The sequence below is a fragment of the Pseudomonas persica genome (assembly GCF_900291015.1).
Taxonomy (GTDB): domain Bacteria; phylum Pseudomonadota; class Gammaproteobacteria; order Pseudomonadales; family Pseudomonadaceae; genus Aquipseudomonas.
The window spans coordinates 311,323-336,028 of sequence record NZ_OLKL01000010.1 but is presented as its reverse complement, the minus strand read 5'-3'; the positions used below and the strand labels follow the sequence as shown (position 1 = coordinate 336,028).

Here is a 24,706-nt window from a genome sequence, read left to right as displayed (position 1 = left end):
ACATGGAACTGGTTGTAAAAAGCGTAGCTGCTGCATCCGTAAAAACCGCCACCCTGGTCCTCCCGGTAGGTGAAAACCGCAAGCTCGGCGCCGTGGCCAAGGCCGTGGACCAGGCCAGCGAAGGTGCCATCAGTGCCGTGCTCAAGCGTGGCGACCTGGCCGGCAAGCCGGGCCAGACCCTGCTGCTGCAGAGCCTCCCGGGCCTGAAGGCCGAGCGCGTGCTGCTGGTGGGCAGCGGCAAGGACGAAGCCCTGGGCGACCGCGCCTGGCGCAAACTGGTCACCAGCGTCGCCGGCGTGCTCAAGGGCCTGAACGGCGCTGACGCCGTGCTGGCCCTGGACGACATCGCACTCAGCAACCGCAACGCCCACTACGGCAAATACCGCCTGCTGGCCGAAACCCTGCTTGACGGCGAGTACGTGTTCGACCGCTTCAAGAGCCAGAAGACCGAGCCACGCCCCCTGAAGAAGGTCACCCTGCTGGCCGACAAGGCCGGCCAGGCCGAGGTCGAACGTGCCCTCAAGCACGCCAGCGCCATCGCCACCGGCATGGCCTTCACCCGCGACCTGGGCAACCTGCCGCCCAACCTGTGCCACCCAAGCTTCCTGGCTGAACAGGCCAAGGACCTGGGCAAGGCGCACAAGGCACTGAAAGTCGAAGTACTGGACGAGAAGAAGATCAAGGACCTGGGCATGGGCGCGTTCTACGCCGTCGGCCAGGGCAGCGACCAGCCGCCACGCCTGATCGTGCTCAACTACCAGGGCGGCAAGAAGGCAGACAAACCGTTCGTGCTGGTGGGCAAGGGCATTACCTTCGACACCGGCGGCATCAGCCTCAAACCCGGTGCCGGCATGGACGAAATGAAGTACGACATGTGCGGTGCCGCCAGCGTGCTCGGCACCCTGCGTGCGGTGCTCGAACTGCAGCTGCCGGTCAACCTGGTGTGCCTGCTGGCTTGCGCCGAGAACATGCCAAGCGGCGGCGCCACCCGCCCGGGTGACATCGTCACCACCATGAGCGGGCAGACCGTGGAAATTCTCAACACCGACGCCGAAGGCCGCCTGGTGCTGTGCGACACCCTGACCTACGCCGAACGCTTCAAGCCACAGGCAGTCATCGACATCGCCACCCTGACCGGCGCCTGCATTGTCGCCCTGGGCAGCCACACCACCGGCCTGATGGGCAACAACGACGACCTGGTCGGCCAGTTGCTCGACGCCGGCAAGCGTGCCGACGACCGAGCCTGGCAACTGCCGCTGTTCGATGAATACCAGGAGCAGCTGGACAGCCCGTTCGCCGACATGGGCAACATTGGCGGGCCGAAGGCCGGCACCATCACCGCCGGCTGCTTCCTGTCGCGTTTTGCCAAGGCCTATGCCTGGGCGCACATGGACATCGCCGGCACCGCCTGGGTCAGCGGTGGCAAGGACAAGGGCGCCACTGGTCGCCCTGTGCCGCTGCTGACCCAGTACCTGCTGGACCGCGCTGGCGCCTGAGGCCGTGAAGCCGGTGGCGCCCCGCGCGCCACCGGCCGGCGATACCACCATGAGCAAAGTCGATTTCTACATCCTGCCCACCGACTCGCTGTCGGCGCGGCTCGATTTCGCCTGCAAGCTGTGCGAAAAGGCCTGGCGCCTTGGCCACCGGGTTTACCTGCACTGCCAGGATGCCGAACAACGCAGCGAGCTGGACCAACGTTTGTGGCGCTTCAAGGGCGAGGCCTTCGTGCCCCACGACCTGGCCGAGACGCATGGCGATGCCCGCGTGGCCCTGGGCCTGGCTGACGACGCCGGCGAGCACCGCGACCTGCTGATCAACCTGGGCGCCAGCGTGCCGGGCTTCGTCAGGCAGTTCGAGCGGGTGGCCGAGATCGTGGTCGAAGAGCCTGGCATCCGCCAATCAGCCCGTGAGCGATTCCGTTTCTACCGTGAACAGGGCTATGCTCTGCAAGACCACCGCTTACAGCGACTTTGACGACGATGGACAAGCCCTCCCCCCTGCCCGACTCCGCCCATCTGCTCGATGACCTCGAGTCGATACGCCAGCTGCTTGGCGACGCCGACCTGCAACCACCGCTGCTGACCGAGACGGTGGAGCAGATCCCGTTGCTGCTGGAAGAAGCACCCGCCAACCCCGCGCCTGCGGTCGAACCGGTTGAGCCCGAAGACGACCCGCAGACCCGCCGCCAGGACACCCTGCTGCACCTGGAAAGCGAGCTGCGTGCGGCGGCGCAGATGATCATGCAGGACGTGATCAACGACTTTACCCCGCACATCGAGAACGAGATCAAGCGCCGGCTGGATGCGCGGATCGAGCGGTTGATCAAGCGTTCCGAGTAAAACCGACATTCGGCGCTGCCTTCTTCGCGGGTAAACCCGCTCCCACAGCTACGGCGCAAGCTTTGCGACTTGCGCCGTAGCTGTGAGAGCGGGTTTATCCGCGAACAGGCCATCCCTGCTTTGCCGGATAACAGCAGCTTGTCGCCTGTGGCCCCCAGCTTGGTTATACTTCCCGGCTTTCCCGAATAAATGCACAGGGTCCCGCCGCGCATGGATAAGACCTACCAGCCGCACGCTATCGAAACTTCCTGGTACAACACCTGGGAGTCCGAGAACTATTTCGCCCCACAAGGTGCAGGCGAGTCCTACACCATCATGATCCCGCCGCCGAACGTGACCGGCAGCCTGCACATGGGCCACGGGTTCAACAACGCGATCATGGACGCCCTGATCCGTTTCCGCCGCATGCAAGGCCGCGACACCCTGTGGCAGCCAGGCACCGACCACGCCGGTATCGCCACCCAGATGCTGGTCGAGCGCCAGCTCGAGGCCAAGGGCCAGAACCGGCATGACCTGGGCCGCGAAAAGTTCCTGGAAAAGGTCTGGGAATGGAAGGACCAGTCCGGCGGCAACATCAGCCGTCAGATCCGCCGCCTGGGCTCGTCGGTCGACTGGAGCCGCGAGCGCTTCACCATGGACGACGGCCTGTCCGAAGCGGTCAAGGAAGCCTTCGTGCGCCTGCATGAAGACGGCCTGATCTACCGCGGCAAGCGCCTGGTCAACTGGGACACCAAGCTGCACACGGCCATCTCCGACCTCGAAGTGGAAAACCACGACGAGAAGGGCCACCTGTGGAACCTGCGCTACCCGCTGGCCGACGGCGCCACGACCGCCGAAGGCAAGGACTACCTGGTCGTCGCCACCACCCGTCCGGAAACCCTGCTGGGTGATGCCGCCGTGGCGGTCAATCCGAACGACGAACGCTACCAGGCGCTGATCGGCAAGTTCGTCGAACTGCCGCTGGTCGGCCGCCGCATCCCGATCATCGCCGACGACTACTGCGACCCCGAGTTCGGTACCGGCTGCGTGAAGATCACCCCGGCCCACGATTTCAACGACTACGAAGTCGGCAAGCGCCACAACCTGCCACTGCTGAACATCTTCGACAAGAACGCCTTCGTGCTGGCCAGCGCGCAGGCCTTCAACCTCGACGGCAGCGTCAACGAGCAGGTCGACACCCGCCTGCCGGCCCAGTACGCCAACCTCGACCGCTTCGTCGCGCGCAAGCAAATCGTCGCCGACCTGGATGCCCAGGGCCTGCTGGTGAGCATCGACGACCACGCCCTGAAAGTGCCGAAAGGCGACCGTTCGGGCACCGTCATCGAGCCGTGGCTGACCGACCAGTGGTACGTTTCCACCAAGCCGCTGGCAGAACCTGCCATCGCCGCCGTGGAAGATGGCCGTATCCAGTTCGTGCCCAAACAGTACGAGAACATGTACTTCTCCTGGATGCGTGATATCCAGGACTGGTGCATCAGCCGCCAGCTGTGGTGGGGCCACCGCATCCCGGCGTGGTACGACGAGGCCGGCCAGGTCTATGTCGGCCGCAACGAGGAAGAGGTGCGCGCCAAGCACAACCTGGGCGCCGATGTGGCGCTGCGCCAGGACGACGACGTACTCGACACCTGGTTCAGTTCGGGCCTGTGGACCTTCTCCACCCTGGGCTGGCCGGAGCAGACCGAGTTCCTCAAGAAGTTCCACTCCACCGACGTGCTGGTGACCGGCTTCGACATCATCTTCTTCTGGGTTGCGCGCATGATCATGCTGACCATGCACCTGATCAAGAACGAGGACGGCACCCCGCAGGTACCGTTCAAGACCGTGTACGTACACGGCCTGGTACGGGACGGCCAGGGCCAGAAGATGTCCAAGTCCAAGGGCAACGTGCTGGACCCGCTGGACATCGTCGACGGCATCACCCTCGACGCCCTGCTGGAAAAACGCACCAGCGGCATGATGCAGCCCAAGCTCGCCGAAAAAATTGCCAAGCAGACCAAGGCCGAGTTCCCCGAAGGTATCGCCAGCTACGGCACCGACGCCCTGCGCTTCACCTTCTGCTCGCTGGCCTCCACCGGCCGCGACATCAAGTTCGACATGGGCCGCGTCGAAGGCTACCGCAACTTCTGCAACAAGATCTGGAACGCCGCCCGCTACGTGCTGGACAAGGGCGAGGACTGCGGCCAGAACGGCGAAGCCTGCGAACTGTCGCTGGCCGACCGCTGGATCATCTCGCAGCTGCAGCGTACCGAAGCCGAAGTGACCCGCCAGCTGGAGCAGTTCCGCTTCGACCTGGCCAGCCAGGCGCTGTACGAGTTCATCTGGAACCAGTACTGCGACTGGTACCTGGAGCTGTCCAAGCCGGTGCTGTGGGACGAGAACGCCCCGGTCGAGCGCGCCCGTGGCACCCGCCGCACCCTGGTGCGCGTACTGGAAGTGGCGCTGCGCCTGGCGCACCCGTTCATGCCGTTCATCACCGAAGAGATCTGGCAGCGCATCGCGCCGCTGGCTGGCATCCAGGGCAAGACCATCATGCTGCAACCGTGGCCAGTGGCCAATGAAAGCCGCATCGACGCTGCTGCCGAAGGTGACATCGAGTGGCTCAAGGAACTGATGGTCGGCCTGCGCAACATCCGCGCCGAGATGAACATCGGCCCAGGCAAGCCGCTGCCGCTGTTCCTGAAGAACGCCAACGCCGACGACCAGCGTCGCCTGCAGGAAAACGAAGCCCTGCTGAAGAAGCTGGCCAAGGTCGAATCGTTCACCGTACTGGGCGATGCCGACGAAGCGCCGCTGTCGGCGACTGCCCTGGTTGGCGACCTGCAAGTGCTGGTACCAATGGCCGGCCTGATCGACAAGGATGCCGAGCTGGCGCGCCTGAACAAGGAAATCCAGCGCCTGCAGGGTGAAGTGGCACGCGTGGGTGGCAAGTTGTCCAACGCCGCCTTCGTCGACAAAGCCCCGCCTGCGGTGATCGAGAAGGAACGCGCCAAGCTGGCCGAGTCCGAACAGGCCCTGGCCAACTTCACCGAGCAGCATGCGCGGATTGCAGCGCTGTAATCACTAGAGAGACCGTTGGGGCCGCTGGGCGGCCCTTTCGCGACACAAGGCCGCTCCCACAGGACGGCGCCAACCTTCAAGGCGCTACCACCCTGTGGGAGCGGCCTTGTGTCGCGAAAGGGCTGCGCAGCAGCCCCAGGCTCTTCAAACCACCGCTCGTATAGGGCTGGACATTGCCATGACCCCGAACAAACCCACCCTACACCCGCGCAACCGCCACCAGGGCCGCTACGACTTCCCCAGCCTGATCAAGGCCCACCCTGAGCTGGCGCGCTTCACCATCACCAACCCCCACGGCAAACCCAGCATCGACTTCGCCAACCCCGAAGCCGTGCGGGTGTTCAACCGTGCCTTGCTCAAGGCCCAGTACGGTATCCAGCACTGGGACATCCCCGCCGATTACCTGTGCCCACCGATTCCCGGCCGCGCCGACTACATCCACGTGGCCGCCGACCTGCTGGCCGACGACAATGCCGGCGAGATCCCCAAGGGCGCCCAGGTGCGCGCGCTGGACATCGGCGTGGGCGCCAACTGCATCTACCCGCTGCTGGGCCACAGCGACTACCGCTGGCGCTTCCTCGGCTCGGACATCGACCCCGTGGCCCTGGCTTCGGCCAAAGCCATCGTCCAGGCCAACGGCCTGGGCAAGGCCATCACCCTGCGCCAGCAGGCCAACCGTGCACACATCCTCAGTGGCCTGCTGCAGGAGGATGAACGCTTCGACCTGACCCTGTGCAACCCTCCCTTCCACGCCTCACGTGACGAAGCCACGCGTGGCAGCCAGCGCAAGTGGAAGAACCTCGGCAAGCAGGACCCCAAGCGCAAGCTGCCGGTGCTCAACTTCGGTGGCCAGAACAATGAACTGTGGTGCGAAGGCGGCGAGATCCGTTTTGTCACCCAACTGGTCAGCGAAAGCGTGCAGTACGCCGAGCGGGTACTGTGGTTCACCAGCCTGGTATCCAAGGTCAGCAACCTGCCGGGGATCGAGGCCGCACTCAAAAAAGCCGGCGCCAAGGCCGTGCGCATCAGTGAAATGGGCCAGGGGCAGAAGCAAAGCCGCATGGTCGCCTGGAGCTTCCACGACGACAGCGCACGCCAGGCCTGGCACGCCCGGCGTAAAACCCAGGCATGAAAAAACCGCGCCCGGGCAAGCCGGGCGCGGTTTCGTCAAAGCTTCAACAATTACTTGTTGATGGCGTCGGTCAGTACTTTGGCCGGAACGAACTTGACGACTTTCTTGGCAGCGATTTCGATGGCAGCGCCAGTCGAAGGGTTGCGGCCGGTACGGGCAGGACGCTCAGCGACTTTCAGCTTGCCGATGCCTGGCAGAGTGATTTCAGCGCCGTTTTCCAGTTGGTCGGCAACGATCTGGCCCAGTTGCTCCAGAGCGTTCTTGGCGGTGGCTTTTGGCGCGGCGATCGATTCGGCGATGTCGGCAATCAGTTGGTCTTTGGTCAATGCCATGGTGGTGTTCCTTCCCTATCAAATTCGATGGTTATGCAGCGGACTACGACGTTATCGGGCCAGCCCCTGAAAGTGGAGGGCCGCGCCAATCGCGTATGTAGATACGTAAATCGACGTTTGGTTCGACACGACGACAGCACGCTGCCAGCAATGCGCCACACGACGGGCACAAGACCGCGCAAAGCTACCACAGGAACGGATAAATATCCGCTGCGCACTTCGATTTAATGCTGGTTTTTCGGGGATTTTAACCTAAAACGCACAAATCTGAACAAAAAACGAACAACCGGCATTTCTGCCAACATCCGGCCACTGCATCACCTTGGGTCTAGGGTAAACTGGACGACTTTTGCAGCTCGCCGAGAATTCCATGCCAATCCGTCATTGCATCGTTCACCTGATCGACAAAAAGCCCGATGGCAGCCCCGCCGTACTGCATGCCCGCGATTGCGAACTGGCTGCCTCCGACGCCATCGAAAACCTGCTGGCCGACCTCAATGACAGCTATAACGCCAAGCAAGGCAAGGCCTGGGGCTTTTTCCACGGCGAGTCTGGTGCCTACCCGCTGAGCGGCTGGCTGAAGCAGTACCTGGACGAAGAAAAGGACTTTACCGCCTTCAGCCGCGTGGCCGTGGAGCACCTGCAGAAGCTGATGGAAGAGTCCAACCTGTCCACCGGCGGCCACATCCTGTTTGCCCACTACCAGCAAGGCATGACCGAATACCTGGCGATCGCCCTGCTGCACCACAGCGAAGGCGTGGCGGTGAACGCCGAGCTCGACGTAATGCCTTCGCGCCACCTCGACCTTGGCCAGCTGCACCTGGCGGCGCGCATCAACCTGTCGGAGTGGAAGAACAACCAGAACTCCAAACAGTACATTTCGTTCATCAAGGGCAAGAACGGCAAGAAAGTCTCGGACTACTTCCGCGACTTCATCGGCTGCCAGGAAGGCGTCGACGGCCCGGGCGAAACCCGCACCCTGCTCAAGGCCTTCAGCGACTTCGTCGAGAGCGAAGACCTGCCGGAAGAGTCCGCCCGCGAAAAAACCCAGACCCTGGTCGAGTACGCCACTACCCAGACCAAGCTGGGCGAGCCGGTAACGCTGGAGGAGCTGTCCAGCCTGATCGACGAGGACCGGCCCAAGGCGTTCTACGATCACATCCGCAACAAGGACTACGGCCTGTCGCCGGAAATTCCCGCGGACAAGCGCACGCTCAACCAGTTCCGCCGTTTCACCGGGCGTGCCGAAGGGTTGTCGATCAGCTTCGAAGCGCACCTGCTGGGGGACAAGGTCGAATATGACGAAGAGGCGGGGACCTTGATCATCAAGGGCCTGCCGACCACCTTGGTGGATCAGCTGAAGCGGCGCAAGGACTGAGGGCCCTGGGGGCTGCCGGCGATGGGGCGCGAAGCGGTCCTAATCAGCAGCCGTTACTGCGCCATAGGAAGCCACCAGCGCCTCCTTCGCCGACTTGCGCAGCCGCTTCACCAGCCGCTCCTGACGCAACGCCTCGCCCTTGTCCGGCCATTGCTCCACATACACCAGCGCCCGGGCCGGGCTGGTCTTGAAGTAGCGCGCGCCCTGCCCTTTCTGGTGCGCCAGAAAACGTCGCTGCGGGTCATCGCTGATACCACAATACAAGGAACCATTGGCCGCTCTTACCAGGTATACATACCAAGGTTTGCTGACGGCGATTTCGACGGACTCATTCACCCTGGACCTGCTGGAATGCGCGCAGCCCTTTGAATGCCTGCTGGCGTACCTTGTTCTGCACCAGCGGCGACCAGCCCAGCAGCACGCCAGGCACTCCCAGTGCCTGCCGCGTCCAGCGCCACAAGTCGAAATGGTCATCGTGCTGGCAGATCAGCCCGTCACGAATCACGAAGCGCGCCTGGATATCGTTGACCACGGTGCGACCGGTCTGGCTGAACAGGTAGGTGGCCACCCAGTGTGCGCCGCCACTGTGCTCATCGGCGCGAACGCTGTCGAAAGTCAGGGTGAAGTCCTTGGCCCGGCTGGTGAGCATCCGCCACATGTCGCCTGCATCCTTGCCGCGCAGGGTGCCGAAGACCGGGTCGCTGAAGACGATATCGTCGCTGTAGCAGGCGACCATGGCCTCGGCGTCCAGGCGCTGGAAGGCCTGGTAGAAGCGGCTGATCAGGTCGCGGTTGGCGTCGCTCATGGGGGCTGGTCCGTCCTGGTGTCGAAAGCAGCACGATAATCTGCCCCGCCGGCTTATGCCAGTACCGGCTCTTTCGCGGGTAAACCCGCTCCCACAGGGATCGCACATATCTTGAAAGCTGTGCTGTACCTGTGGGAGCGGGTTTACCCGCGAAAGGGCCGGTACTGCCAATATCAGCTTCAGACTTTTTCGCTGCTCACCTGCACATGCAGCGCCCGCCCGGCCCCCAGGCCGAACACGATGGCCCCCACCCCCAGCACGGCAAAAATCCACCCCACTGCCGCCCAGCCCCCGGTCAGGTCATGCACCAGCCCCACCGCGAACGGTCCCATCGACGCCAGCGTGTACCCCACCCCCTGCGCCATGCTCGACAGGTTCGCCGCCACATGGGCATCCTTCGAGCGCAGCACGATCAAGGTCAGCGCCAGGGCAAAGGTACCGCCCTGCCCCAGGCCCAGCACCACCGCCCAGCCCCACAGCCCGGAAAGTGGCGCATACAGGCAACCGAACAGGCCAGCCAGGGTAATCAGCATGACCAGCACGATCGCCAGGCGCTGGTCCTTGCCACGAGTGGCCAGCCACGGTGCACTGAGCGAACTGATCAGCTGCACGATCACCGACCCCGACAGCACCAGCCCCGCTGCGGTCGGGCTCAGGCCGCGGCCGATCAGGATCGATGGCAACCAGCCGAAGACGATATAAGCCAGCGAAGACTGCAGGCCCATGTACAGGGTCACCTGCCAGGCCAGCGGATCACGCCACAGTCCACGCACGCGATAGGCCACCTTGTGCAGGCCATGGCCCTGGCGGGCTTGCGGCAGCCATACCAGCATGGCCAGCAGGGCCGGCAGCACCCAGAAGCCCAACCCCAGCGCCCAGCTGTCGTAGAGATGCTCGGCCAGGGGTACCGTGGCACCTGCCGCCATGGCCGCGCCCAGGCACAACGCCATGGTGTACACGCCGGTCAGAGTGCCAGCGTGCTGCGGGAAGTCGCGCTTGACGATACCCGGCAACAACACACCGATAATGCCAATACTGGCCCCCGCCATCAGGCTGCCGAGGAACATTCCGATAGCGCCAAAGGTGCTGCGCAGCAAAATGCCCAGCGCCAGGGTGACGAGAATGCCGAGGATCACCCGCTCGCTACCGAAGCGCCGCGCCAGCACCGGCGCCAAGGGGGCGAACAGGCCCAGGCACAGCACCGGCAGGGTGGTGAGCAAACCGGCCTGCGAAGCATTCAGCCCCAAACCTTCGGAGACCTGGCCCAGCACCGGTGCCATGCTCGACAGCGCCGGGCGCAGGTTCAAGGCCACCAGCACCAGGCCCAGCAGCAACAGCCAGGGCCGCCGCACTACCACTGGCTGCTGCTGGACCTGCTCGTCGTCAGCCTCGGCATCGATCAGCAACTCATCGAGGTCCCGCTCGCTCGGTGGGGTGTTACGGGTGATGGATTCAGCCATGGCCTTCTCAGCGTCAGGATTCGATAAGGGTACGGCTCAGGCGCTTGGCCCGCTCCGCATCGCGTTGCTCGATGGCGGCAAGGATCTGCCCATGCAGGTCGAACGTGGCCTGGCAGCGTGGCACGGTCGCCATGTTGCGCTGCAGCGCGGTCGCCACCACCCCGGAAAAGTACCGGTACAGCTCACTCAAGGCCGGGTTATGGGCGGCATCGACCAGCCGCTGGTGAAACACCAGGTCGCAGGCCACATAAGCATCGACATCACCGTGAAAATGCCCGGCACTGCTGGCCAGGGCAGCACGCAGCGCTTGCAGGTCGGCGTCGGTACGGCGCAGCGCTGCCAGACCGATGGCCTCGGCTTCGAGGATGTGCCGGGTTTCACGGGCCTGCTCGGGTGTGCAGCGGGACATCGCCTGCACCGCCTGCAGTGGGTCCTGGGCCGTACGCAGGTAGCTGCCGTCGCCCTGGCGAATTTCCACCAGGCCACTGAACGCCAGCACGCGCATGGCTTCGCGCACAGTGTTGCGGCTGATGCCCAGCTGCAGGGCCAGTTCCGGCTCGGTCGGCAGGCGCTGACCGACCTGCCAGTCGCCCAGCACGATGCGCTCGCGCATGCGCTCGACGGCCAGATCGACAAGGGAACGCTTGGTCAGTTCTGTACTCATGCTACTCAACCAATCATCCGATGAATTGGCGTAGCTTACTAGCGAACAAGGCGTTTGTCATTGAGAGAGCAGTTATTGAAGAAGATGCCGCTGCGCTGCCTGTGCTGATGCAATCGCCGGCACAGGCAGCTCCGACCTTGACCGCAGCGACCTCAAGCCATGTGCAGTACCTGTGGGAGCCGGCTTGCCGGCGATGAGGCCAGCACAGGCAGTAAAGAAAGGTGCTTCCCCAGGGCCTGATACCCCGGGGAAGCGGCGACGATACCGTCAGTTCAACGCATCAAGCAGCGCCTGGTTCATCTCTGGCGTGCCGATGGTGATACGCAGGAACTGGGCAATGCGTGGCTGCTTGAAGTGGCGCACAATTACGCCCTGCTCGCGCAGGCGTGCAGCCAGCTCACCGGCATCCTGCTGCGGATGGCGGGCGAAGATGAAGTTGGCCGCCGACGGCAGCACTTCGAAGCCCTTGGCCCGCAGCTGCCCGACCAATACCTCGCGACTGTCGATCACCTTGCGGCAGGTTTCCTCGAAGTACTCGCGGTCTTCGAACGCCACCGCCGCGCCGACGATCGCCGCACGGTCCAGCGGGTAAGAGTTGAAGCTGTTCTTGATCCGCTCCAGTGCCTCGATCAGGTCCGGGTGGCCCACCGCCAGGCCAACCCGCAGCCCGGCCAGCGAGCGCGACTTCGACAGGGTCTGGGTGACCAGCAGGTTGTCGTAACGGTCCACCAAACTGATGGCCGTTTCGCCACCGAAGTCGATGTAGGCTTCATCGACCACCACCACCGAATCACGGTTGGCCTGCAGCAACTGCTCCACCGCCTGCAGCGGCATCAGGCAGCCGGTCGGCGCGTTGGGGTTGGGGAAGATGATGCCGGCGTTGGGCTTGTTGTAGTCCTCGATGCGGATCTGGAACTGTTCGTCCAGCGCCACCTGTTCGAAGGCGATACCGTAGAGGCCGCAGTAGACCGGATAGAAGCTGTAGCTGATGTCCGGGAACAGCAGCGGTGCGTCGTGCTGGAACAGGCCGTGGAAGATGTGCGCCAGGACCTCGTCCGAGCCGTTGCCGACGAACACTTGCGCCGGGGTCACGCCATAGTACTCGGCCACCGCCTGCTTCAGCCGGTCGCCGTTCGGGTCCGGGTACAGGCGCAGGTTGTCGTTCAGCTCGCCGCGCATGGCTTCCAGCGCCTTGGGCGACGGGCCATAGGGGTTTTCGTTGGTGTTCAGCTTGACCAGGCGGGTCAGCTTGGGCTGCTCGCCCGGCACGTAAGGCACCAGGTCCTTGACGAAGGGGCTCCAGAATCGACTCATGCTCAGTTCCCCTTCTCTTGGGTCAGGATGCGGTATTCAGCGCTGCGGGCGTGGGCGGTCAGCGACTCGCCACGGGCCAGGACCGAGGCGGTGTGGCCCAGCTCGGACGCGCCCTGCTCGGAACAGAAAATGATCGACGAACGCTTCTGGAAGTCATACACCCCCAGCGGCGAGGAGAAACGCGCGGTGCCCGAAGTCGGCAGCACGTGGTTGGGGCCGGCGCAGTAGTCGCCCAGCGCTTCGCTGGTGTGGCGGCCCATGAAGATCGCGCCAGCGTGGCGGATGTGCGGCAGCCAGGCCTGCGGGTCGGCCACCGACAGCTCCAGGTGCTCCGGTGCGATGCGGTTGGCCACTTCCATGGCCTGCTGCATGTCACGCACCTGGATCAGCGCGCCACGGCCATTGATCGACTTCTCGATGATCTCGGCACGTTCCATGGTCGGCAGCAGTTTTTCGATGCTGGCGGCAACGCGGTCGAGAAACGCGGCATCGGGGCTGACCAGAATGGCCTGGGCATCTTCATCGTGCTCGGCCTGGGAGAACAGGTCCATGGCTATCCAGTCAGGGTCGGTCTGGCCGTCGCACACCACGAGGATTTCCGACGGACCGGCGATCATGTCGATACCGACCTGGCCGAACACGTGGCGCTTGGCGGTGGCGACGTAGATGTTGCCGGGGCCGACGATCTTGTCCACCTGCGGCACGCTTTCGGTACCGTAGGCCAGCGCGGCAACAGCCTGGGCGCCACCAACGGTGAACACACGGTCGACACCGGCAATGCAGGCAGCCGCCAGCACCAGCTCGTTGACCTCACCACGCGGGGTCGGCACCACCATCACCACTTCGGCCACGCCGGCAACCTTGGCCGGGATGGCGTTCATCAGCACCGACGACGGGTACGACGCCTTGCCACCCGGCACATACAGGCCGGCGCGGTCCAGCGGGGTGACCTTCTGGCCGAGCACGGTGCCATCGGCTTCGGTGTACTGCCAGGAGTCCTGCTTCTGCCGCTCGTGGTACATGCGCACACGATTGGCGGCCTTTTCCAGGGCTTCGCGCTGGGCCGGGGTAATGCGGGTCAGGGCCAGCTCCAGGCGCTCGCGATTGAGGATCAGCTCGTCAATCGACTTGGCATCGACACCATCGAAACGCTGGGTGAATTCCACCAATGCCGCATCACCGCGCTCACGCACGGCCTTGATGATGTCGAGCACGCGCTGGTTGACCGCGTCATCGGACACACTTTCCCAGCTCAGCAGATGATCCAGATGTCGGGCGAAATCCGGATCAGCAGCGTTGAGACGGGCAATTGCAGTGGACACGGTCATGGCGAGGGCCTCGATGATTGGCGAATGCTCAGGCGCCCTAGGCTACCAGTCCATCCGCGCGGGCACCCGAGAAAAATGGCTATGACGCGGATAGACGGGCGCGACAGCGAAGGCCGCGCGCAGGAGGTAGAGAGTCAGCCGCGGTGTCGCGTTTCGACCGCTCCGCGCAGCGTGTCGATCAGGCTCTGGATACGGGCGTGCTGCATTTTCATGGAGGCCTTGTTGACCACCAGGCGCGAGCTGATCGTGGCGATCAGTTCCTGGGGCTCCAGGCCGTTGGCACGCAGGGTGTTGCCGGTGTCGACCACATCGATGATCTTGTCGGCAAGGTTGATCAGCGGTGCCAGCTCCATCGAACCGTACAGCTTGATGATGTCGACCTGGCGGCCCTGTTCGGCGTAGTAGCGCTTAGCTACGTTGACGAACTTGGTAGCCACCCGCAAACGGCCCTTGGGCTCGGGTGCACCGACTACGCCAGCGGTCATCAGCTTGCAACAGGCAATCTGCAGGTCCAGGGGCTCGTACAGGCCCTGGCCGCCGTACTCCATCAGCACATCCTTGCCGGCCACACCCAGGTCGGCGGCACCATGCTCGACATAGGTCGGCACGTCGGTGGCACGCACGATCAGCAGGCGCACATCGTCCTGGGTGGTGGGGATGATCAGTTTGCGGCTCTTGTCCGGGTTCTCGGTCGGCACGATACCGGCCTCGGCCAACAACGGCAGGGTATCGTCGAGAATACGGCCTTTGGAAAGCGCGATGGTCAACATTGGAACGTCGGTCCTTAAGCGGCTACTGCCGGCCGGGCGTTGAGCCCGACCGCATTCAATTCGTTAGGCACATCCTGTGGGAGCGGGCAAGCCCCCCACAGACCGTGCCTGGCAGACGACTAGCCCGGTACGCGACGGATCTTCGCGCCCAGCATCTGCAGTTTTTCTTCGATGCACTCGTAACCACGGTCGATGTGGTAGATGCGGTCGATCAGGGTATCGCCTTCGGCTACCAGCGCCGACAGCACCAGGCTGGCGGAAGCACGCAGATCGGTGGCCATTACCGGGGCCCCCTTCAGCGCCTTGACGCCAGTGACGATGGCAGTGTTACCTTCGACCTGGATCTGCGCGCCCATGCGGTGCATTTCGTAAACGTGCATGAAGCGATTTTCAAAGATCGTCTCGATCACCGCGCCAGTACCTTCGGCAATGGCGTTGAGCGAGATGAACTGCGCCTGCATGTCGGTCGGGAACGCCGGGTACGGAGCGGTACGCAGGTTGACGGCTTTCGGCCGCTTGCCATGCATGTCCAGCTCGATCCAGTCTTCGCCGGCGTTGATGTCGGCGCCGGCTTCCTTGAGCTTTTCCAGGACCGCTTCAAGGATGGTCGGGTCAGTGTCCTTGACCTTGACGCGGCCACCGGTCACGGCAGCGGCAACCAGGTATGTGCCGGTCTCGATACGGTCCGGCATCACGCGGTAGTTGGCCGAGTGCAGGCGCGCGACGCCATCGATGGTGATGGTGTCGGTACCAGCGCCCTGGACCTTGCCGCCCATGGCGTTGATGAAGTTGGCCAGGTCGACCACTTCCGGCTCACGCGCGGCGTTCTGCAGCACGCTGCGGCCGTTGGCCAGGGCAGCGGCCATCATGATGTTCTCGGTACCGGTCACGCTGACGGTGTCGAAGAAGAAGTGCGCACCGCGCAGGCCACCCTCAGGCGCCTTGGCCTTGATGTAGCCGCCTTCGACTTCGATCTTCGCACCCATGGCCTCGAGGCCACGGATGTGCAGGTCGACCGGGCGCGAGCCAATGGCGCAACCGCCAGGCAGGGCCACTTCGGCCTCGCCGAAACGGGCGACCATCGGCCCCAGCACCAGGATCGAGGCGCGCATGGTCTTGACCAGCTCGTAAGGCGCGACCAAGGTCTTGATGGTGCGTGGATCGATCTCCACCGCCAGCTTTTCGTCGATCACCGGCTCGATGCCCATGCGGCCGAACAGCTCGATCATGGTGGTGATGTCGTGCAGGTGCGGCAGATTGCCCACGGTGACCGGGCCGTCGGCGAGCAGGGTCGCCGCCAGAATCGGCAGGGCTGCGTTCTTCGCGCCCGAAATGCGGATCTCGCCATCAAGGCGAGCACCGCCAGTAATAATCAGTTTGTCCATTGGAGTCTCGCCGCCACGTTGGCTCAGGTGCGCTCAGCCCAGGCTGCGCTGCTGAAAAATTTCATGGTTACCGCATGGATGCTGCCATTGGCGATCCACGGATTCAGGTGAGCATAGATCGCCTGCTGGCGTTTGACCGGGCTCAGGCCAGCCAACTCGTCGCTGATCACGTTCAACTGGAAGTTGCAGCCTTCGCCTTCAACTTCGACCCGGGAACCCGGCAATTTCTCTTCAAGGAAGCTTTTAACTTCTACGGCCTGCATGCTCAACCTCAATCGGCGCCCGATGCGCACGGGTCGGCCATCATACAAAAAAGCCCCTCGCCTGCGAAGCCCAACGAAGGCTTCGCTGACCGAGGGGCCATCACTCGTGCCTGGCCATCAGGTTGCCAGCACTTCATCGAGGTCATAGACCTCGGCAATTTCCCGCATGTCATCAGGCATGCTGCGCACCTGGCAGCCCTTGCCGGTGGCCTGGGCATCGCGCATGAAGGCCAGCAGCAACGACAGGCCGACACTGGTGGAGCGCTGCACTGCCGAGCAATCGAGCACCAGCTGCGCCTCGCGGCAGGCCACGATCAGCGCCTTGCCCTGCTTGCGCAGGAGCGGCCCGCTGCGGTAGTCCAGCACGCCGGCAAGGCGCAGCACGCCCGGCTCGGCCATGCTTACACCGGCCTCACTCATTTGACGGTCTTCTCTGGCGAGTTGTCGGCGGCCTGCTTGGCCTTGGCCACTTCGCCGGCCCAGCCGTCGATGGTCTTGTCCAGGTCGTTGCCATTGCGCTGCATGGCGTCGGCGAACTGGTCGCGGAACAGCTTGCCGATGTTGATGCCGTTAACGATCACGTTACGCACCTTCCACTCGCCACCGATGTTTTCCAGGGTGTACTGCACCGGATACACCGCACCGTTGTTGCCGGTCACCTTCATGCCAACGCTGGCACGCTTGCCGTCATCAGCCTTGGCCGGGTCGACGGTGATGCCCTGGTTGTTGTACTCGAGCAGGGCGTTGCCGTAGAACTGCATCAGGCTGCGCTTGAAGTTTTCCTGGAAGCGCTGCATCTGCTCAGGACTGGCCTTGCGCGAGAACTTGACGGTCATGATGCTCCTGGAAATACCGTCGGCGTCCACCACCGGCCCGAGGATGCGGTTCAGCGCATCGTAGAAGGCGTTGGGGTTGGACTTGTACTGTTCCTTGTTGGCCTTGAGGTCGCCCAGCAGTTCAGTGGTGGTGCCCTGAACCACATCGTGTGGCGTCTGCGCAGCCATGGTCAGCAGGGGGAAGGCCGCCAGCAGGACCAGCAGGCCACGTCGCAGGATGGAAATCATGGAAACTCCTTAATTAGCCGGTTGCGCTTCTTTCGGTTCCTTGCCAACGGAGTTGAGCAGGAACTTGCCAATCAGATCTTCCAGCACCAGCGCCGACTGGGTGTCGTGAATGGTCGCGCCATCCTTGAGCACCTGGTCTTCACCGCCCACGCTGATGCCGATGTACTTCTCGCCAAGCAACCCGGCGGTCAGGATCGAGGCAGTGGAGTCGGTCGGCAGGTTGTCCACCGACTTGTCCAGTTGCAGCGTCACCCGACCGGTGTAGGAATCACGGTCCAGATCGATGGCGGTAACCTTGCCGATGGTCACGCCGGCCATGGTCACTTTAGCTCTGACCGTCAAACCGGCGATATTGTCGAAGTAGGCATAAACTTTATAGGTATCGCTGCTCGGGCTGGCCGACAGCCCGCTGACACGCAGGGCCAGCAGCAGCAGCGCCAGAATCCCGGCCAGGAGGAACAGGCCGACACCGATTTCCAGGGTGCGGTTTTGCATCAGAAATCTCCAAACATCAAGGCGGTCAGAATAAAGTCCAGACCCAGCACTGCCAACGAGGCATAGACCACGGTCTTGGTGGTGGCACGGCTGATCCCTTCTGAGGTGGGCTCACAGTCGTACCCCTGGAATACGGCGATCCAGGTCGTGACGAAGGCGAATACCAGGCTCTTGATCAGCCCGTTGAGCACGTCGTCGGTGAACGAAACACTGTTCTGCATGTTGGCCCAGAACGAGCCCTCGTAGACGCCCAGCCAGTCCACCGCCACCCACGAGCCCCCCCAGATGCCGACCACGCTGAAAATCAGCGCCAGCAACGGTAGCGAGATGAAGCCGGCCCACAGGCGCGGCGCGACGATGTATTTGAGTGGGTCGACGCCGATCATTTCCAGGCTCGACAACTGCTCGGTGGATTTCATGTTGCCGATTTCGGCGGTCAGCGCCGAACCGGCACGGCCGGCGAACAGCAACGCCGTCACCACCGGGCCGAGTTCACGCAGCAGGGTCAGGGCGACCATCTGCCCCACCGCCTGCTCCGAGCCGTATTTGGTCAGGATGCTGAAGCCCTGCAGCGCCAGCACCATGCCGATGAACACCCCGGACACGACGATGATCGCCAGTGACAGCACGCCTACCGAGTACAGCTGCCTGATCAGCAGCTGGAAGCCGCCACCGATGCCGCCGCGGCCGATCAGCGCATGGAACAGGAACAGGCAGGAGCGCCCCAGCACCGCCAGCACGTCGATTGCCGAGCGGCCCAGCAGGCGTACACGTTCGAGTAAGGATTTTCTGCGCATCAACGCGCCCCCAGCAAGTCGGCGCGGTAGTCAGGCGCAGGGAAGTGGAAAGGTACCGGGCCGTCCGGGTCGCCCTTCATGAACTGGCGAATGCGCGGGTTGTCCGAGCCCATCAGCTCGTCAGGCGTCCCCTGGCCCAGCACCTGGCCATCACCTACCACATAGATGTAGTCGGCGATGCTGGCGGTTTCCGCCAGGTCGTGGGATACGACGATGCTGGTGATACCCAGGGCATCGTTGAGCAGGCGGATCAGGCGCACCAATACGCCCATGGCGATCGGGTCCTGGCCGACGAACGGTTCGTCGTACATGAGAATCTGCGGGTCCAGGGCAATCGCCCGGGCCAGCGCCACACGCCGTTTCATGCCGCCGGACAGTTCGTCGGGCATCAGGTCGATGGCACCGCGCAGCCCCACGGCCTGCAGCTTCATCAGCACGATATCGCGGATCATTTCGTCCGACAGCTGGGTGTGCACACGCAGCGGGAACGCGACGTTCTCGAACACATCGAGATCGGTGAACAGCGCGCCGCTCTGGAACAGCACCCCCATTTGCTTGCGGGCGTCGAACAGGTCGCTGCGCGACAGCGTCGGCAGGTTCTGCCCGGCAACCCAGACCTCACCGCTGAAAGGGCGCAGCTGCGCGCCCATCAGGCGGAGCAACGTGGTCTTGCCGCAACCCGATGGCCCCATGATACCGGTGACCTTGCCGCGCGGGATGCGAATGTCGACATTGCTGAAAATGCTGCGCGAACCGCGTTTGAAGGTAACCCCCTTCAACTCGACCGCGTAGGCGCTATCCACACTCATCTAGACTCCTTGCTGGTGCAGCCTCGTCCTAATGGACGTCGGCCTCCATCTGGAAGGCACAAGCGCCCCTGGCAGGCCGAATAGCGGCGAACTATAGCACCGCTGACAGCGCTGCCCCAAGGTCGGCTAACGAGTCGTTCAGCCCCGCGACAGGCTGGCGAGACATTCGCCAAGGCAATCGAAAGCGTGAGGGTTTCTTTCATTGCAGCTATAATCGCCGCCTTTTCATCAGGCATTGCTTTTTCGACATGAGCCAATCCAGCGAGCTGATCCAATCCGCCCAACGCACCCTGCGCCTGGAACTCGAGGCCGTAGAGGCCCTGCTGGCGCGCATCGACGACAATTTCGTCAAGGCCTGCGAACTGATCCTGGCCAGCAAGGGCCGGGTCGTCGTGGTCGGCATGGGCAAGTCCGGGCACATCGGCAACAAGATCGCCGCCACCCTGGCCAGCACCGGCACACCGGCGTTTTTCGTGCACCCGGCCGAAGCCAGCCATGGCGACATGGGCATGATCACCCGCGATGATGTCATCCTGGCCCTGTCGAACTCCGGCAGCACCGCCGAAATCGTCACCCTGCTGCCGCTGATCAAGCGCCTGGGCATCAAGCTGATCAGCCTGACCGGCAATCCGGACTCACCCCTGGCCCAGGCTGCCGAGGTCAACCTCGACGCCGGCGTCGAGCAAGAGGCCTGCCCGCTGAACCTGGCCCCCACCTCCTCCACCACCGCATCGCTGGTGCTGGGCGACGCGCTGGCCATTGCCCTGCTCGAAGCCCGCGGCTTTACCGCCGAGGACTTTGCCTTCTCGCACCCGGGTGGTGCGCTGGGCCGCCGCCTGTTGCTCAAGGTGGAGAACGTGATGCACGCCGGCGACGAACTGCCCCAGGTACCCCGCGGCACCCTGCTCAAGGACGCACTCCTTGAAATGTCCCGCAAAGGCCTGGGCATGACCGTGATCGTCGAAGCCGACGGCAAGCTGGCCGGGATCTTCACCGACGGCGACCTGCGCCGCAGCCTGGACCGCAACATCGACGTCCACACCACCCTGATCGACCAGGTCATGACCGTACACGGCAAGACGGCCCGCGCCGAAATGCTCGCGGCCGAGGCCCTGAAGATCATGGAAGACCACAAGATCGGCGCCCTGGTGGTGGTGGACCGCGAGGACCGCCCGACCGGTGCCCTGAACATGCACGACCTGCTGCGCGCCGGCGTAATGTAAAGGAGCGATGGAATGAACCAGGACCTCATGCAACGCGGCAGGCACATCAAGCTGGCAGTGTTCGACGTGGACGGCGTGCTCACCGACGGGCGCCTGTACTTCCTCGAGGACGGCAGCGAGTTCAAGACCTTCAACACCCTCGACGGCCAGGGCATCAAGATGCTCATGGCCTCGGGCGTGACTACCGCGATCATCAGCGGGCGCAAGACCCCGGTGGTCGAGCGCCGGGCGAAGAACCTCGGCATCCCGCACCTGTACCAGGGCCGCGAGGACAAACTGGTGGTGCTGGACGGCCTGCTCGCCGAACTGGGCCTGAGCTATGCTCAAGTGGCCTACCTGGGCGACGACCTGCCCGACCTGCCAGTGATTCGCCGGGTCGCCCTGGGCATGGCGGTGGCCAACGCCGCGCCGTTCGTTCGCCAGCACGCCCATGGCGTGACCCAGGCACGTGGCGGCGAAGGCGCGGCCCGTGAATTCTGCGAACTGATCATGCAGGCCCAGGGCACCCTGGACGCTGCCAACGCCAACTATCTGTAAGGCTGCCCATGTTCAGCAAGAAAGCCCGCAACATTGCGCTGCTCGCGGTGATCGCCGCCCTGCTGGCGGCGATCGGCTACTGGAATGTCAGCCCGGAAAGCTTCCTCGACAAGCCGGTAGCCCAGGTCGACGAAAGCGCCATCGACTACTACGCGGTCAACGCCCACAGTGTGCAGTTCCTGCCCGACGGCAAGCTGCAGTACGAAATGACCGCCGACAAGGTCGAACACCTCAAGGCCAGCGAAATCACCCTGCTGACCACGCCGGACCTGCACCTGTACCGCGGCACCGAATACCCGTGGCACGTGCAGAGCACCCGCGCCGAGGTCAACCCGGACGGCAGCGAGGTCGAACTGATCGACAAGGTCCGGGTTGCCCGCACCGACGAAAAGCAGCGCGAAATGATCATTACCAGCTCACGCATGACCGTGTTCCCGCAGAAGCAATATGCGCAGACCGAGCAAGCCGTTAGAATCGACGGCGCCGGTGGCACAACTACGGGCAAAGGAATGAAAGCGTATTTGAAAGAAGGCAAGATGGACTTGCTCTCTAACGTAAGAGGACAGTATGAGGCTCGTTAAAACCCTCCCCCTTTTGCTCAGCCTGAGCGCAGCACTGGGAAGCGCGAGCGCCCTCGCCCTGCCGAACGACCGTGACCAGCCTATCCGCATCCAGGCCGACAACGCCCACCTGGACGACAAGCAGGGCGTGGCCACCTACACCGGCGACGTGATCATCACCCAGGGTTCGATGATGATCAAAGGCAACACCGTGACCATCACCCGCTCCGCCTCCGGCGATATCGACGTGGTGACCTCGGTGGGCAACCTGGCCTACTTCGAGCAGCAGCAGAGCGCGGCCAAGCCGGACAAGATGAAAGGCTGGGGCGTGACCATCCAGTACCAGTCGCAGAAGGACCTGGTGATCCTCACCGACCGCGCCAAGGTCGAGAACGAAGGCAACACCACCGAAGGCGAGAAGATCGTCTACAACACCCAGACCCAGGTGGCGACCGCCGGTCGTGGTGGCAACGTGACCTCGCCGCGTCAGCGTATCGACATGGTGATCCAGCCCAAGAAGAAGGCCGAGTAAATGGCAACCCTCAAAGCCCAGCACCTGGCCAAGAGCTACAAGGGGCGGCAAGTCGTACGTGACGTCAGCCTGTCGATCGACAGCGGCCAGATCGTCGGCCTGCTCGGCCCCAACGGCGCCGGCAAGACCACCTGTTTCTACATGATCGTCGGGCTGGTCCAGGCCGAGCAGGGGCGCGTGCTGATCGACAACCTCGATGTCAGCCACCAGCCCATGCACGGGCGCGCGCGCGCCGGCATCGGCTACCTGCCGCAGGAAGCCTCGATCTTCCGCAAGCTGTCGGTGGCCGACAACATCATGGCCATCCTCGAGACCCGCAAGGACCTCGACCGCGAAGGCCGGCGCAAAGAACTGGAAGGGCTGCTGCAAGAGTTCCACATCAGCCACATCCGCGACAACCTCGGCATGAGCCTGTCCGGCGGCGAGCGCCGCCGCGTGGAAATTGCCCGCGCGCTGGCCACCGCGCCCAAGTTCATCCTGCTGGACGAACCGTTCGCCGGTGTCGACCCGATCTCGGTCGGCGACATCAAGCAGATCATCCACCACCTCAAGGCCAAGGGCATCGGTGTACTGATCACCGACCACAACGTGCGCGAGACCCTGGATATCTGCGAAACCGCCTATATCGTCAATGATGGCCGACTGATCGCCGAAGGCGACGCCGAAACCATCCTGGCCAACGACCTGGTCAAAGAGGTTTACCTGGGCCACGAGTTCCGGCTCTGAGCCCGGCACGCGCCTGGAGTACTGGCAAATCGCCCCGGAACCGGCGGTAAAGTTGTTACAGTGCTCTAGGCAAACGCTACAATTTAAGGCATAAAACTTGCTTGATCTGGCGCCCCGGCGCCCTCGTGTAGTGGATGGCGCATGCGCGCCGGCGAACAAGGTATTAAGCCCCAGCCATGAAACCATCGCTCGTCCTAAAAATGGGCCAGCAACTGACGATGACACCGCAGTTGCAACAGGCCATCCGCCTGCTCCAGCTCTCCACTCTGGACCTCCAACAGGAAATCCAGGAAGCGCTGGAGTCGAACCCTATGCTCGAACGTCAGGAAGACGGCGACGACTTCGACAACAGCGACCCGATGGCGGACAACGCCGAGAACAAGCCGGCCGCCGAAGCCCAGGACAACAGCTTCCAGGAAAGCACCATCAGTGCCGACACCCTGGAAGACGGTGAGTGGAGCGAGCGTATCCCCAACGAACTACCGGTCGACACCGCCTGGGAAGACATCTACCAGACCAGTGCCAGCAGCCTGCCGAGCAACGACGATGACGAGTGGGACTTCACCACCCGCACATCGGCCGGCGAAAGCTTGCAAAGCCACCTGCTGTGGCAACTGAACCTGGCACCGATGTCCGACACCGACCGCCTGATCGCCGTCACCCTGATCGACAACATCAACGGCCAGGGCTACCTGGAAGACACCCTCGAAGAAATTTGCGCCGGTTTTGACCCGGAGCTGGATATCGAGCTGGACGAGGTCGAAGCGGTGCTGCACCGCATCCAGCAGTTCGAGCCTGCCGGCGTCGCCGCCCGCAGCCTGGGCGAATGCCTGTTGCTGCAACTGCGCCAGCTGCCCGCCAGCACCCCGTGGATGACCGAAGCCAAGCGCCTGGTCACCGATTTCATCGACCTGCTCGGCAGCCGTGACTACAGCCAGCTGATGCGTCGCATGAAAATCAAGGAAGACGAGCTGCGCCAGGTCATCGAGCTGGTACAAAGCCTCAACCCGCGCCCCGGCTCGCAGATCGAGTCCAGCGAGCCTGAGTACGTGGTGCCCGACGTCATCGTGCGCAAGGACAGCGACCGCTGGCTGGTGGAACTGAACCAGGAGGCCATCCCGCGCCTGCGCGTCAACCCGCAGTACGCCGGGTTCGTGCGCCGGGCCGACACCAGCGCCGACAATACCTTCATGCGCAACCAGCTGCAGGAAGCACGCTGGTTCATCAAGAGCCTGCAAAGCCGCAACGAAACCCTGATGAAGGTGGCCACGCAGATCGTCGAGCATCAGCGCGGCTTCCTCGACCACGGCGACGAAGCGATGAAGCCGTTGGTGCTGCATGACATTGCCGAAGCGGTGGGCATGCACGAGTCGACCATTTCGCGGGTTACCACGCAAAAGTACATGCACACGCCGCGTGGCATCTACGAACTGAAATACTTTTTCTCCAGCCACGTCAGCACCTCCGAAGGCGGAGAATGCTCGTCCACGGCGATCCGCGCGATCATCAAGAAACTGGTTGCGGCGGAAAATCAGAAAAAGCCATTGAGTGACAGCAAGATCGCTGGTTTACTGGAGGCACAAGGCATCCAGGTAGCCCGTCGCACCGTCGCCAAGTACCGCGAGTCCCTCGGCATCGCACCGTCGAGCGAGCGCAAGCGACTGATGTAGCCCCTGAGATGTGCCACAGCGTTTGTGGGGCAGGTGCAAGACCTGCCTCTTTATGCACGGGCAACA

The 24,706-nt window shown here is 63.4% G+C and carries 27 protein-coding genes; 12 read left to right on the top strand and 15 right to left on the bottom strand.

The genetic code is table 11. The features are described from left to right. Positions 1-2: 2 nt before the first annotated feature. The 5 genes from FQ664_RS05355 (at position 3) to rlmF (ending at position 6,528) form a co-directional block, all read left to right on the top strand. Entirely contained in the window at positions 3-1,496 is a 1,494-nt protein-coding gene (locus FQ664_RS05355; protein ID WP_144170708.1) for a leucyl aminopeptidase, read from the top strand. A gap of 49 nt (positions 1,497-1,545) precedes the next feature. Then, positions 1,546-1,974, top strand: coding sequence for a DNA polymerase III subunit chi (locus FQ664_RS05350; RefSeq protein ID WP_144170707.1), 429 nt, complete (start codon positions 1,546-1,548; stop codon positions 1,972-1,974). 5 nt (positions 1,975-1,979) lie between these two features. After that, positions 1,980-2,339 (top strand): DNA polymerase III subunit chi, encoded by a 360-nt coding sequence (locus FQ664_RS05345; RefSeq protein WP_144170706.1) that lies wholly within the window; start codon positions 1,980-1,982, stop codon positions 2,337-2,339. A 210-nt stretch (positions 2,340-2,549) separates the two neighbouring features. Next, positions 2,550-5,396, top strand: coding sequence for a valine--tRNA ligase (locus FQ664_RS05340; RefSeq protein ID WP_144170705.1), 2,847 nt, complete (start codon positions 2,550-2,552; stop codon positions 5,394-5,396). Positions 5,397-5,574: 178 nt separating this feature from the next. Next, positions 5,575-6,528 carry a 23S rRNA (adenine(1618)-N(6))-methyltransferase RlmF gene (gene rlmF / locus FQ664_RS05335; protein ID WP_144170704.1) on the top strand — a complete coding sequence of 318 codons (954 nt, stop codon included), beginning with the start codon at positions 5,575-5,577 and terminating at the stop codon, positions 6,526-6,528. 50 nt (positions 6,529-6,578) lie between these two features. On the opposite strand, the gene FQ664_RS05330 is transcribed toward rlmF, so the two are convergent. Further along, entirely contained in the window at positions 6,579-6,860 is a 282-nt protein-coding gene (locus tag FQ664_RS05330; RefSeq protein ID WP_003257928.1) for an HU family DNA-binding protein, read from the bottom strand. A 370-nt stretch (positions 6,861-7,230) separates the two neighbouring features. On the opposite strand from FQ664_RS05330, the gene yejK reads away from it, so the two are divergent. Next, positions 7,231-8,238 (top strand): nucleoid-associated protein YejK, encoded by a 1,008-nt coding sequence (yejK, locus tag FQ664_RS05325; RefSeq protein WP_085664594.1) that lies wholly within the window; start codon positions 7,231-7,233, stop codon positions 8,236-8,238. A gap of 39 nt (positions 8,239-8,277) precedes the next feature. On the opposite strand, the gene FQ664_RS05320 is transcribed toward yejK, so the two are convergent. The 14 genes from FQ664_RS05320 to FQ664_RS05255 form a co-directional block, all read right to left on the bottom strand. Then, positions 8,278-8,574, bottom strand: a complete 297-nt coding sequence (locus FQ664_RS05320; protein WP_144170703.1) for a GIY-YIG nuclease family protein — start codon at positions 8,572-8,574, stop codon at positions 8,278-8,280. Next, complete coding sequence (locus FQ664_RS05315; protein ID WP_144170702.1) at positions 8,567-9,043, bottom strand: nuclear transport factor 2 family protein; 477 nt, start codon at positions 9,041-9,043, stop codon at positions 8,567-8,569. Before FQ664_RS05315 ends, FQ664_RS05320 begins: the two co-directional genes overlap by 8 nt. Before the next feature lie 179 nt (positions 9,044-9,222). Further along, positions 9,223-10,503, bottom strand: coding sequence for a CynX/NimT family MFS transporter (locus FQ664_RS05310; RefSeq protein WP_144170701.1), 1,281 nt, complete (start codon positions 10,501-10,503; stop codon positions 9,223-9,225). 13 nt (positions 10,504-10,516) lie between these two features. Further along, positions 10,517-11,167, bottom strand: coding sequence for a FadR/GntR family transcriptional regulator (locus tag FQ664_RS05305; protein WP_144170700.1), 651 nt, complete (start codon positions 11,165-11,167; stop codon positions 10,517-10,519). 267 nt (positions 11,168-11,434) lie between these two features. Further along, complete coding sequence (hisC, locus tag FQ664_RS05300; RefSeq protein WP_144170699.1) at positions 11,435-12,481, bottom strand: histidinol-phosphate transaminase; 1,047 nt, start codon at positions 12,479-12,481, stop codon at positions 11,435-11,437. Between the two features lie 2 nt (positions 12,482-12,483). Continuing rightward, positions 12,484-13,809: a histidinol dehydrogenase gene (hisD, locus tag FQ664_RS05295; protein ID WP_144170698.1), complete on the bottom strand. Its 1,326-nt coding sequence runs from the start codon at positions 13,807-13,809 to the stop codon at positions 12,484-12,486. 134 nt (positions 13,810-13,943) lie between these two features. Next, positions 13,944-14,579 (bottom strand): ATP phosphoribosyltransferase, encoded by a 636-nt coding sequence (gene hisG / locus FQ664_RS05290; protein WP_144170697.1) that lies wholly within the window; start codon positions 14,577-14,579, stop codon positions 13,944-13,946. Between the two features lie 119 nt (positions 14,580-14,698). Beyond that, positions 14,699-15,964 carry a UDP-N-acetylglucosamine 1-carboxyvinyltransferase gene (gene murA / locus FQ664_RS05285; RefSeq protein ID WP_144170696.1) on the bottom strand — a complete coding sequence of 422 codons (1,266 nt, stop codon included), beginning with the start codon at positions 15,962-15,964 and terminating at the stop codon, positions 14,699-14,701. A gap of 23 nt (positions 15,965-15,987) precedes the next feature. Then, positions 15,988-16,227: a BolA family protein gene (locus FQ664_RS05280; protein WP_003255121.1), complete on the bottom strand. Its 240-nt coding sequence runs from the start codon at positions 16,225-16,227 to the stop codon at positions 15,988-15,990. 117 nt (positions 16,228-16,344) lie between these two features. Next, positions 16,345-16,647 carry an STAS domain-containing protein gene (locus tag FQ664_RS05275; protein ID WP_144170695.1) on the bottom strand — a complete coding sequence of 101 codons (303 nt, stop codon included), beginning with the start codon at positions 16,645-16,647 and terminating at the stop codon, positions 16,345-16,347. Continuing rightward, on the bottom strand, positions 16,644-17,291 hold the full coding sequence (locus FQ664_RS05270) for an MlaC/ttg2D family ABC transporter substrate-binding protein (protein ID WP_144170694.1): 648 nt from the start codon (positions 17,289-17,291) through the stop codon (positions 16,644-16,646). The genes FQ664_RS05275 and FQ664_RS05270 overlap by 4 nt, the downstream gene beginning before the upstream one ends. Before the next feature lie 9 nt (positions 17,292-17,300). Next, positions 17,301-17,786: an outer membrane lipid asymmetry maintenance protein MlaD gene (gene mlaD / locus FQ664_RS05265; protein ID WP_016485045.1), complete on the bottom strand. Its 486-nt coding sequence runs from the start codon at positions 17,784-17,786 to the stop codon at positions 17,301-17,303. After that, entirely contained in the window at positions 17,786-18,583 is a 798-nt protein-coding gene (mlaE, locus tag FQ664_RS05260; protein ID WP_063911366.1) for a lipid asymmetry maintenance ABC transporter permease subunit MlaE, read from the bottom strand. Before mlaE ends, mlaD begins: the two co-directional genes overlap by 1 nt. Then, positions 18,583-19,392, bottom strand: coding sequence for an ATP-binding cassette domain-containing protein (locus FQ664_RS05255; protein WP_144170693.1), 810 nt, complete (start codon positions 19,390-19,392; stop codon positions 18,583-18,585). The genes mlaE and FQ664_RS05255 overlap by 1 nt, the downstream gene beginning before the upstream one ends. Before the next feature lie 248 nt (positions 19,393-19,640). Here FQ664_RS05255 and FQ664_RS05250 point away from each other — a divergent pair, with 248 nt between their 5' ends. The 6 genes from FQ664_RS05250 (at position 19,641) to FQ664_RS05225 (ending at position 24,640) form a co-directional block, all read left to right on the top strand. Next, entirely contained in the window at positions 19,641-20,615 is a 975-nt protein-coding gene (locus FQ664_RS05250; RefSeq protein ID WP_144170692.1) for a KpsF/GutQ family sugar-phosphate isomerase, read from the top strand. Between the two features lie 12 nt (positions 20,616-20,627). Continuing rightward, entirely contained in the window at positions 20,628-21,152 is a 525-nt protein-coding gene (locus FQ664_RS05245; RefSeq protein ID WP_144170691.1) for a KdsC family phosphatase, read from the top strand. 8 nt (positions 21,153-21,160) lie between these two features. Further along, a complete protein-coding gene (gene lptC / locus FQ664_RS05240; protein WP_144170690.1) occupies positions 21,161-21,733 on the top strand; it encodes an LPS export ABC transporter periplasmic protein LptC in 573 nt (190 codons plus the stop codon). After that, complete coding sequence (gene lptA / locus FQ664_RS05235) at positions 21,720-22,244, top strand: lipopolysaccharide transport periplasmic protein LptA (RefSeq protein WP_063911362.1); 525 nt, start codon at positions 21,720-21,722, stop codon at positions 22,242-22,244. Before lptC ends, lptA begins: the two co-directional genes overlap by 14 nt. Next, positions 22,245-22,970, top strand: coding sequence for an LPS export ABC transporter ATP-binding protein (gene lptB, locus FQ664_RS05230; RefSeq protein WP_087502546.1), 726 nt, complete (start codon positions 22,245-22,247; stop codon positions 22,968-22,970). It abuts the gene before it with no gap. Positions 22,971-23,146: 176 nt separating this feature from the next. Continuing rightward, positions 23,147-24,640, top strand: a complete 1,494-nt coding sequence (locus FQ664_RS05225) for an RNA polymerase factor sigma-54 (protein ID WP_144170689.1) — start codon at positions 23,147-23,149, stop codon at positions 24,638-24,640. Positions 24,641-24,706: the final 66 nt, after the last annotated feature.

Coding starts and splice junctions, on each gene's coding strand:
- FQ664_RS05355 (WP_144170708.1), top strand. CDS start 3: ATGGAACTGGTTGTAAAAAGCGTAGCTGCTGCATCCGTAAAAACCGCC.
- FQ664_RS05350 (WP_144170707.1), top strand. CDS start 1,546: ATGAGCAAAGTCGATTTCTACATCCTGCCCACCGACTCGCTGTCGGCG.
- FQ664_RS05345 (WP_144170706.1), top strand. CDS start 1,980: ATGGACAAGCCCTCCCCCCTGCCCGACTCCGCCCATCTGCTCGATGAC.
- FQ664_RS05340 (WP_144170705.1), top strand. CDS start 2,550: ATGGATAAGACCTACCAGCCGCACGCTATCGAAACTTCCTGGTACAAC.
- rlmF (WP_144170704.1), top strand. CDS start 5,575: ATGACCCCGAACAAACCCACCCTACACCCGCGCAACCGCCACCAGGGC.
- FQ664_RS05330 (WP_003257928.1), bottom strand. CDS start 6,860: ATGGCATTGACCAAAGACCAACTGATTGCCGACATCGCCGAATCGATC.
- yejK (WP_085664594.1), top strand. CDS start 7,231: ATGCCAATCCGTCATTGCATCGTTCACCTGATCGACAAAAAGCCCGAT.
- FQ664_RS05315 (WP_144170702.1), bottom strand. CDS start 9,043: ATGAGCGACGCCAACCGCGACCTGATCAGCCGCTTCTACCAGGCCTTC.
- FQ664_RS05310 (WP_144170701.1), bottom strand. CDS start 10,503: ATGGCTGAATCCATCACCCGTAACACCCCACCGAGCGAGCGGGACCTC.
- FQ664_RS05305 (WP_144170700.1), bottom strand. CDS start 11,167: ATGAGTACAGAACTGACCAAGCGTTCCCTTGTCGATCTGGCCGTCGAG.
- hisC (WP_144170699.1), bottom strand. CDS start 12,481: ATGAGTCGATTCTGGAGCCCCTTCGTCAAGGACCTGGTGCCTTACGTG.
- hisD (WP_144170698.1), bottom strand. CDS start 13,809: ATGACCGTGTCCACTGCAATTGCCCGTCTCAACGCTGCTGATCCGGAT.
- hisG (WP_144170697.1), bottom strand. CDS start 14,579: ATGTTGACCATCGCGCTTTCCAAAGGCCGTATTCTCGACGATACCCTG.
- murA (WP_144170696.1), bottom strand. CDS start 15,964: ATGGACAAACTGATTATTACTGGCGGTGCTCGCCTTGATGGCGAGATC.
- FQ664_RS05280 (WP_003255121.1), bottom strand. CDS start 16,227: ATGCAGGCCGTAGAAGTTAAAAGCTTCCTTGAAGAGAAATTGCCGGGT.
- FQ664_RS05275 (WP_144170695.1), bottom strand. CDS start 16,647: ATGAGTGAGGCCGGTGTAAGCATGGCCGAGCCGGGCGTGCTGCGCCTT.
- FQ664_RS05270 (WP_144170694.1), bottom strand. CDS start 17,291: ATGATTTCCATCCTGCGACGTGGCCTGCTGGTCCTGCTGGCGGCCTTC.
- mlaD (WP_016485045.1), bottom strand. CDS start 17,786: ATGCAAAACCGCACCCTGGAAATCGGTGTCGGCCTGTTCCTCCTGGCC.
- mlaE (WP_063911366.1), bottom strand. CDS start 18,583: ATGCGCAGAAAATCCTTACTCGAACGTGTACGCCTGCTGGGCCGCTCG.
- FQ664_RS05255 (WP_144170693.1), bottom strand. CDS start 19,392: ATGAGTGTGGATAGCGCCTACGCGGTCGAGTTGAAGGGGGTTACCTTC.
- FQ664_RS05250 (WP_144170692.1), top strand. CDS start 19,641: ATGAGCCAATCCAGCGAGCTGATCCAATCCGCCCAACGCACCCTGCGC.
- FQ664_RS05245 (WP_144170691.1), top strand. CDS start 20,628: ATGAACCAGGACCTCATGCAACGCGGCAGGCACATCAAGCTGGCAGTG.
- lptC (WP_144170690.1), top strand. CDS start 21,161: ATGTTCAGCAAGAAAGCCCGCAACATTGCGCTGCTCGCGGTGATCGCC.
- lptA (WP_063911362.1), top strand. CDS start 21,720: ATGAGGCTCGTTAAAACCCTCCCCCTTTTGCTCAGCCTGAGCGCAGCA.
- lptB (WP_087502546.1), top strand. CDS start 22,245: ATGGCAACCCTCAAAGCCCAGCACCTGGCCAAGAGCTACAAGGGGCGG.
- FQ664_RS05225 (WP_144170689.1), top strand. CDS start 23,147: ATGAAACCATCGCTCGTCCTAAAAATGGGCCAGCAACTGACGATGACA.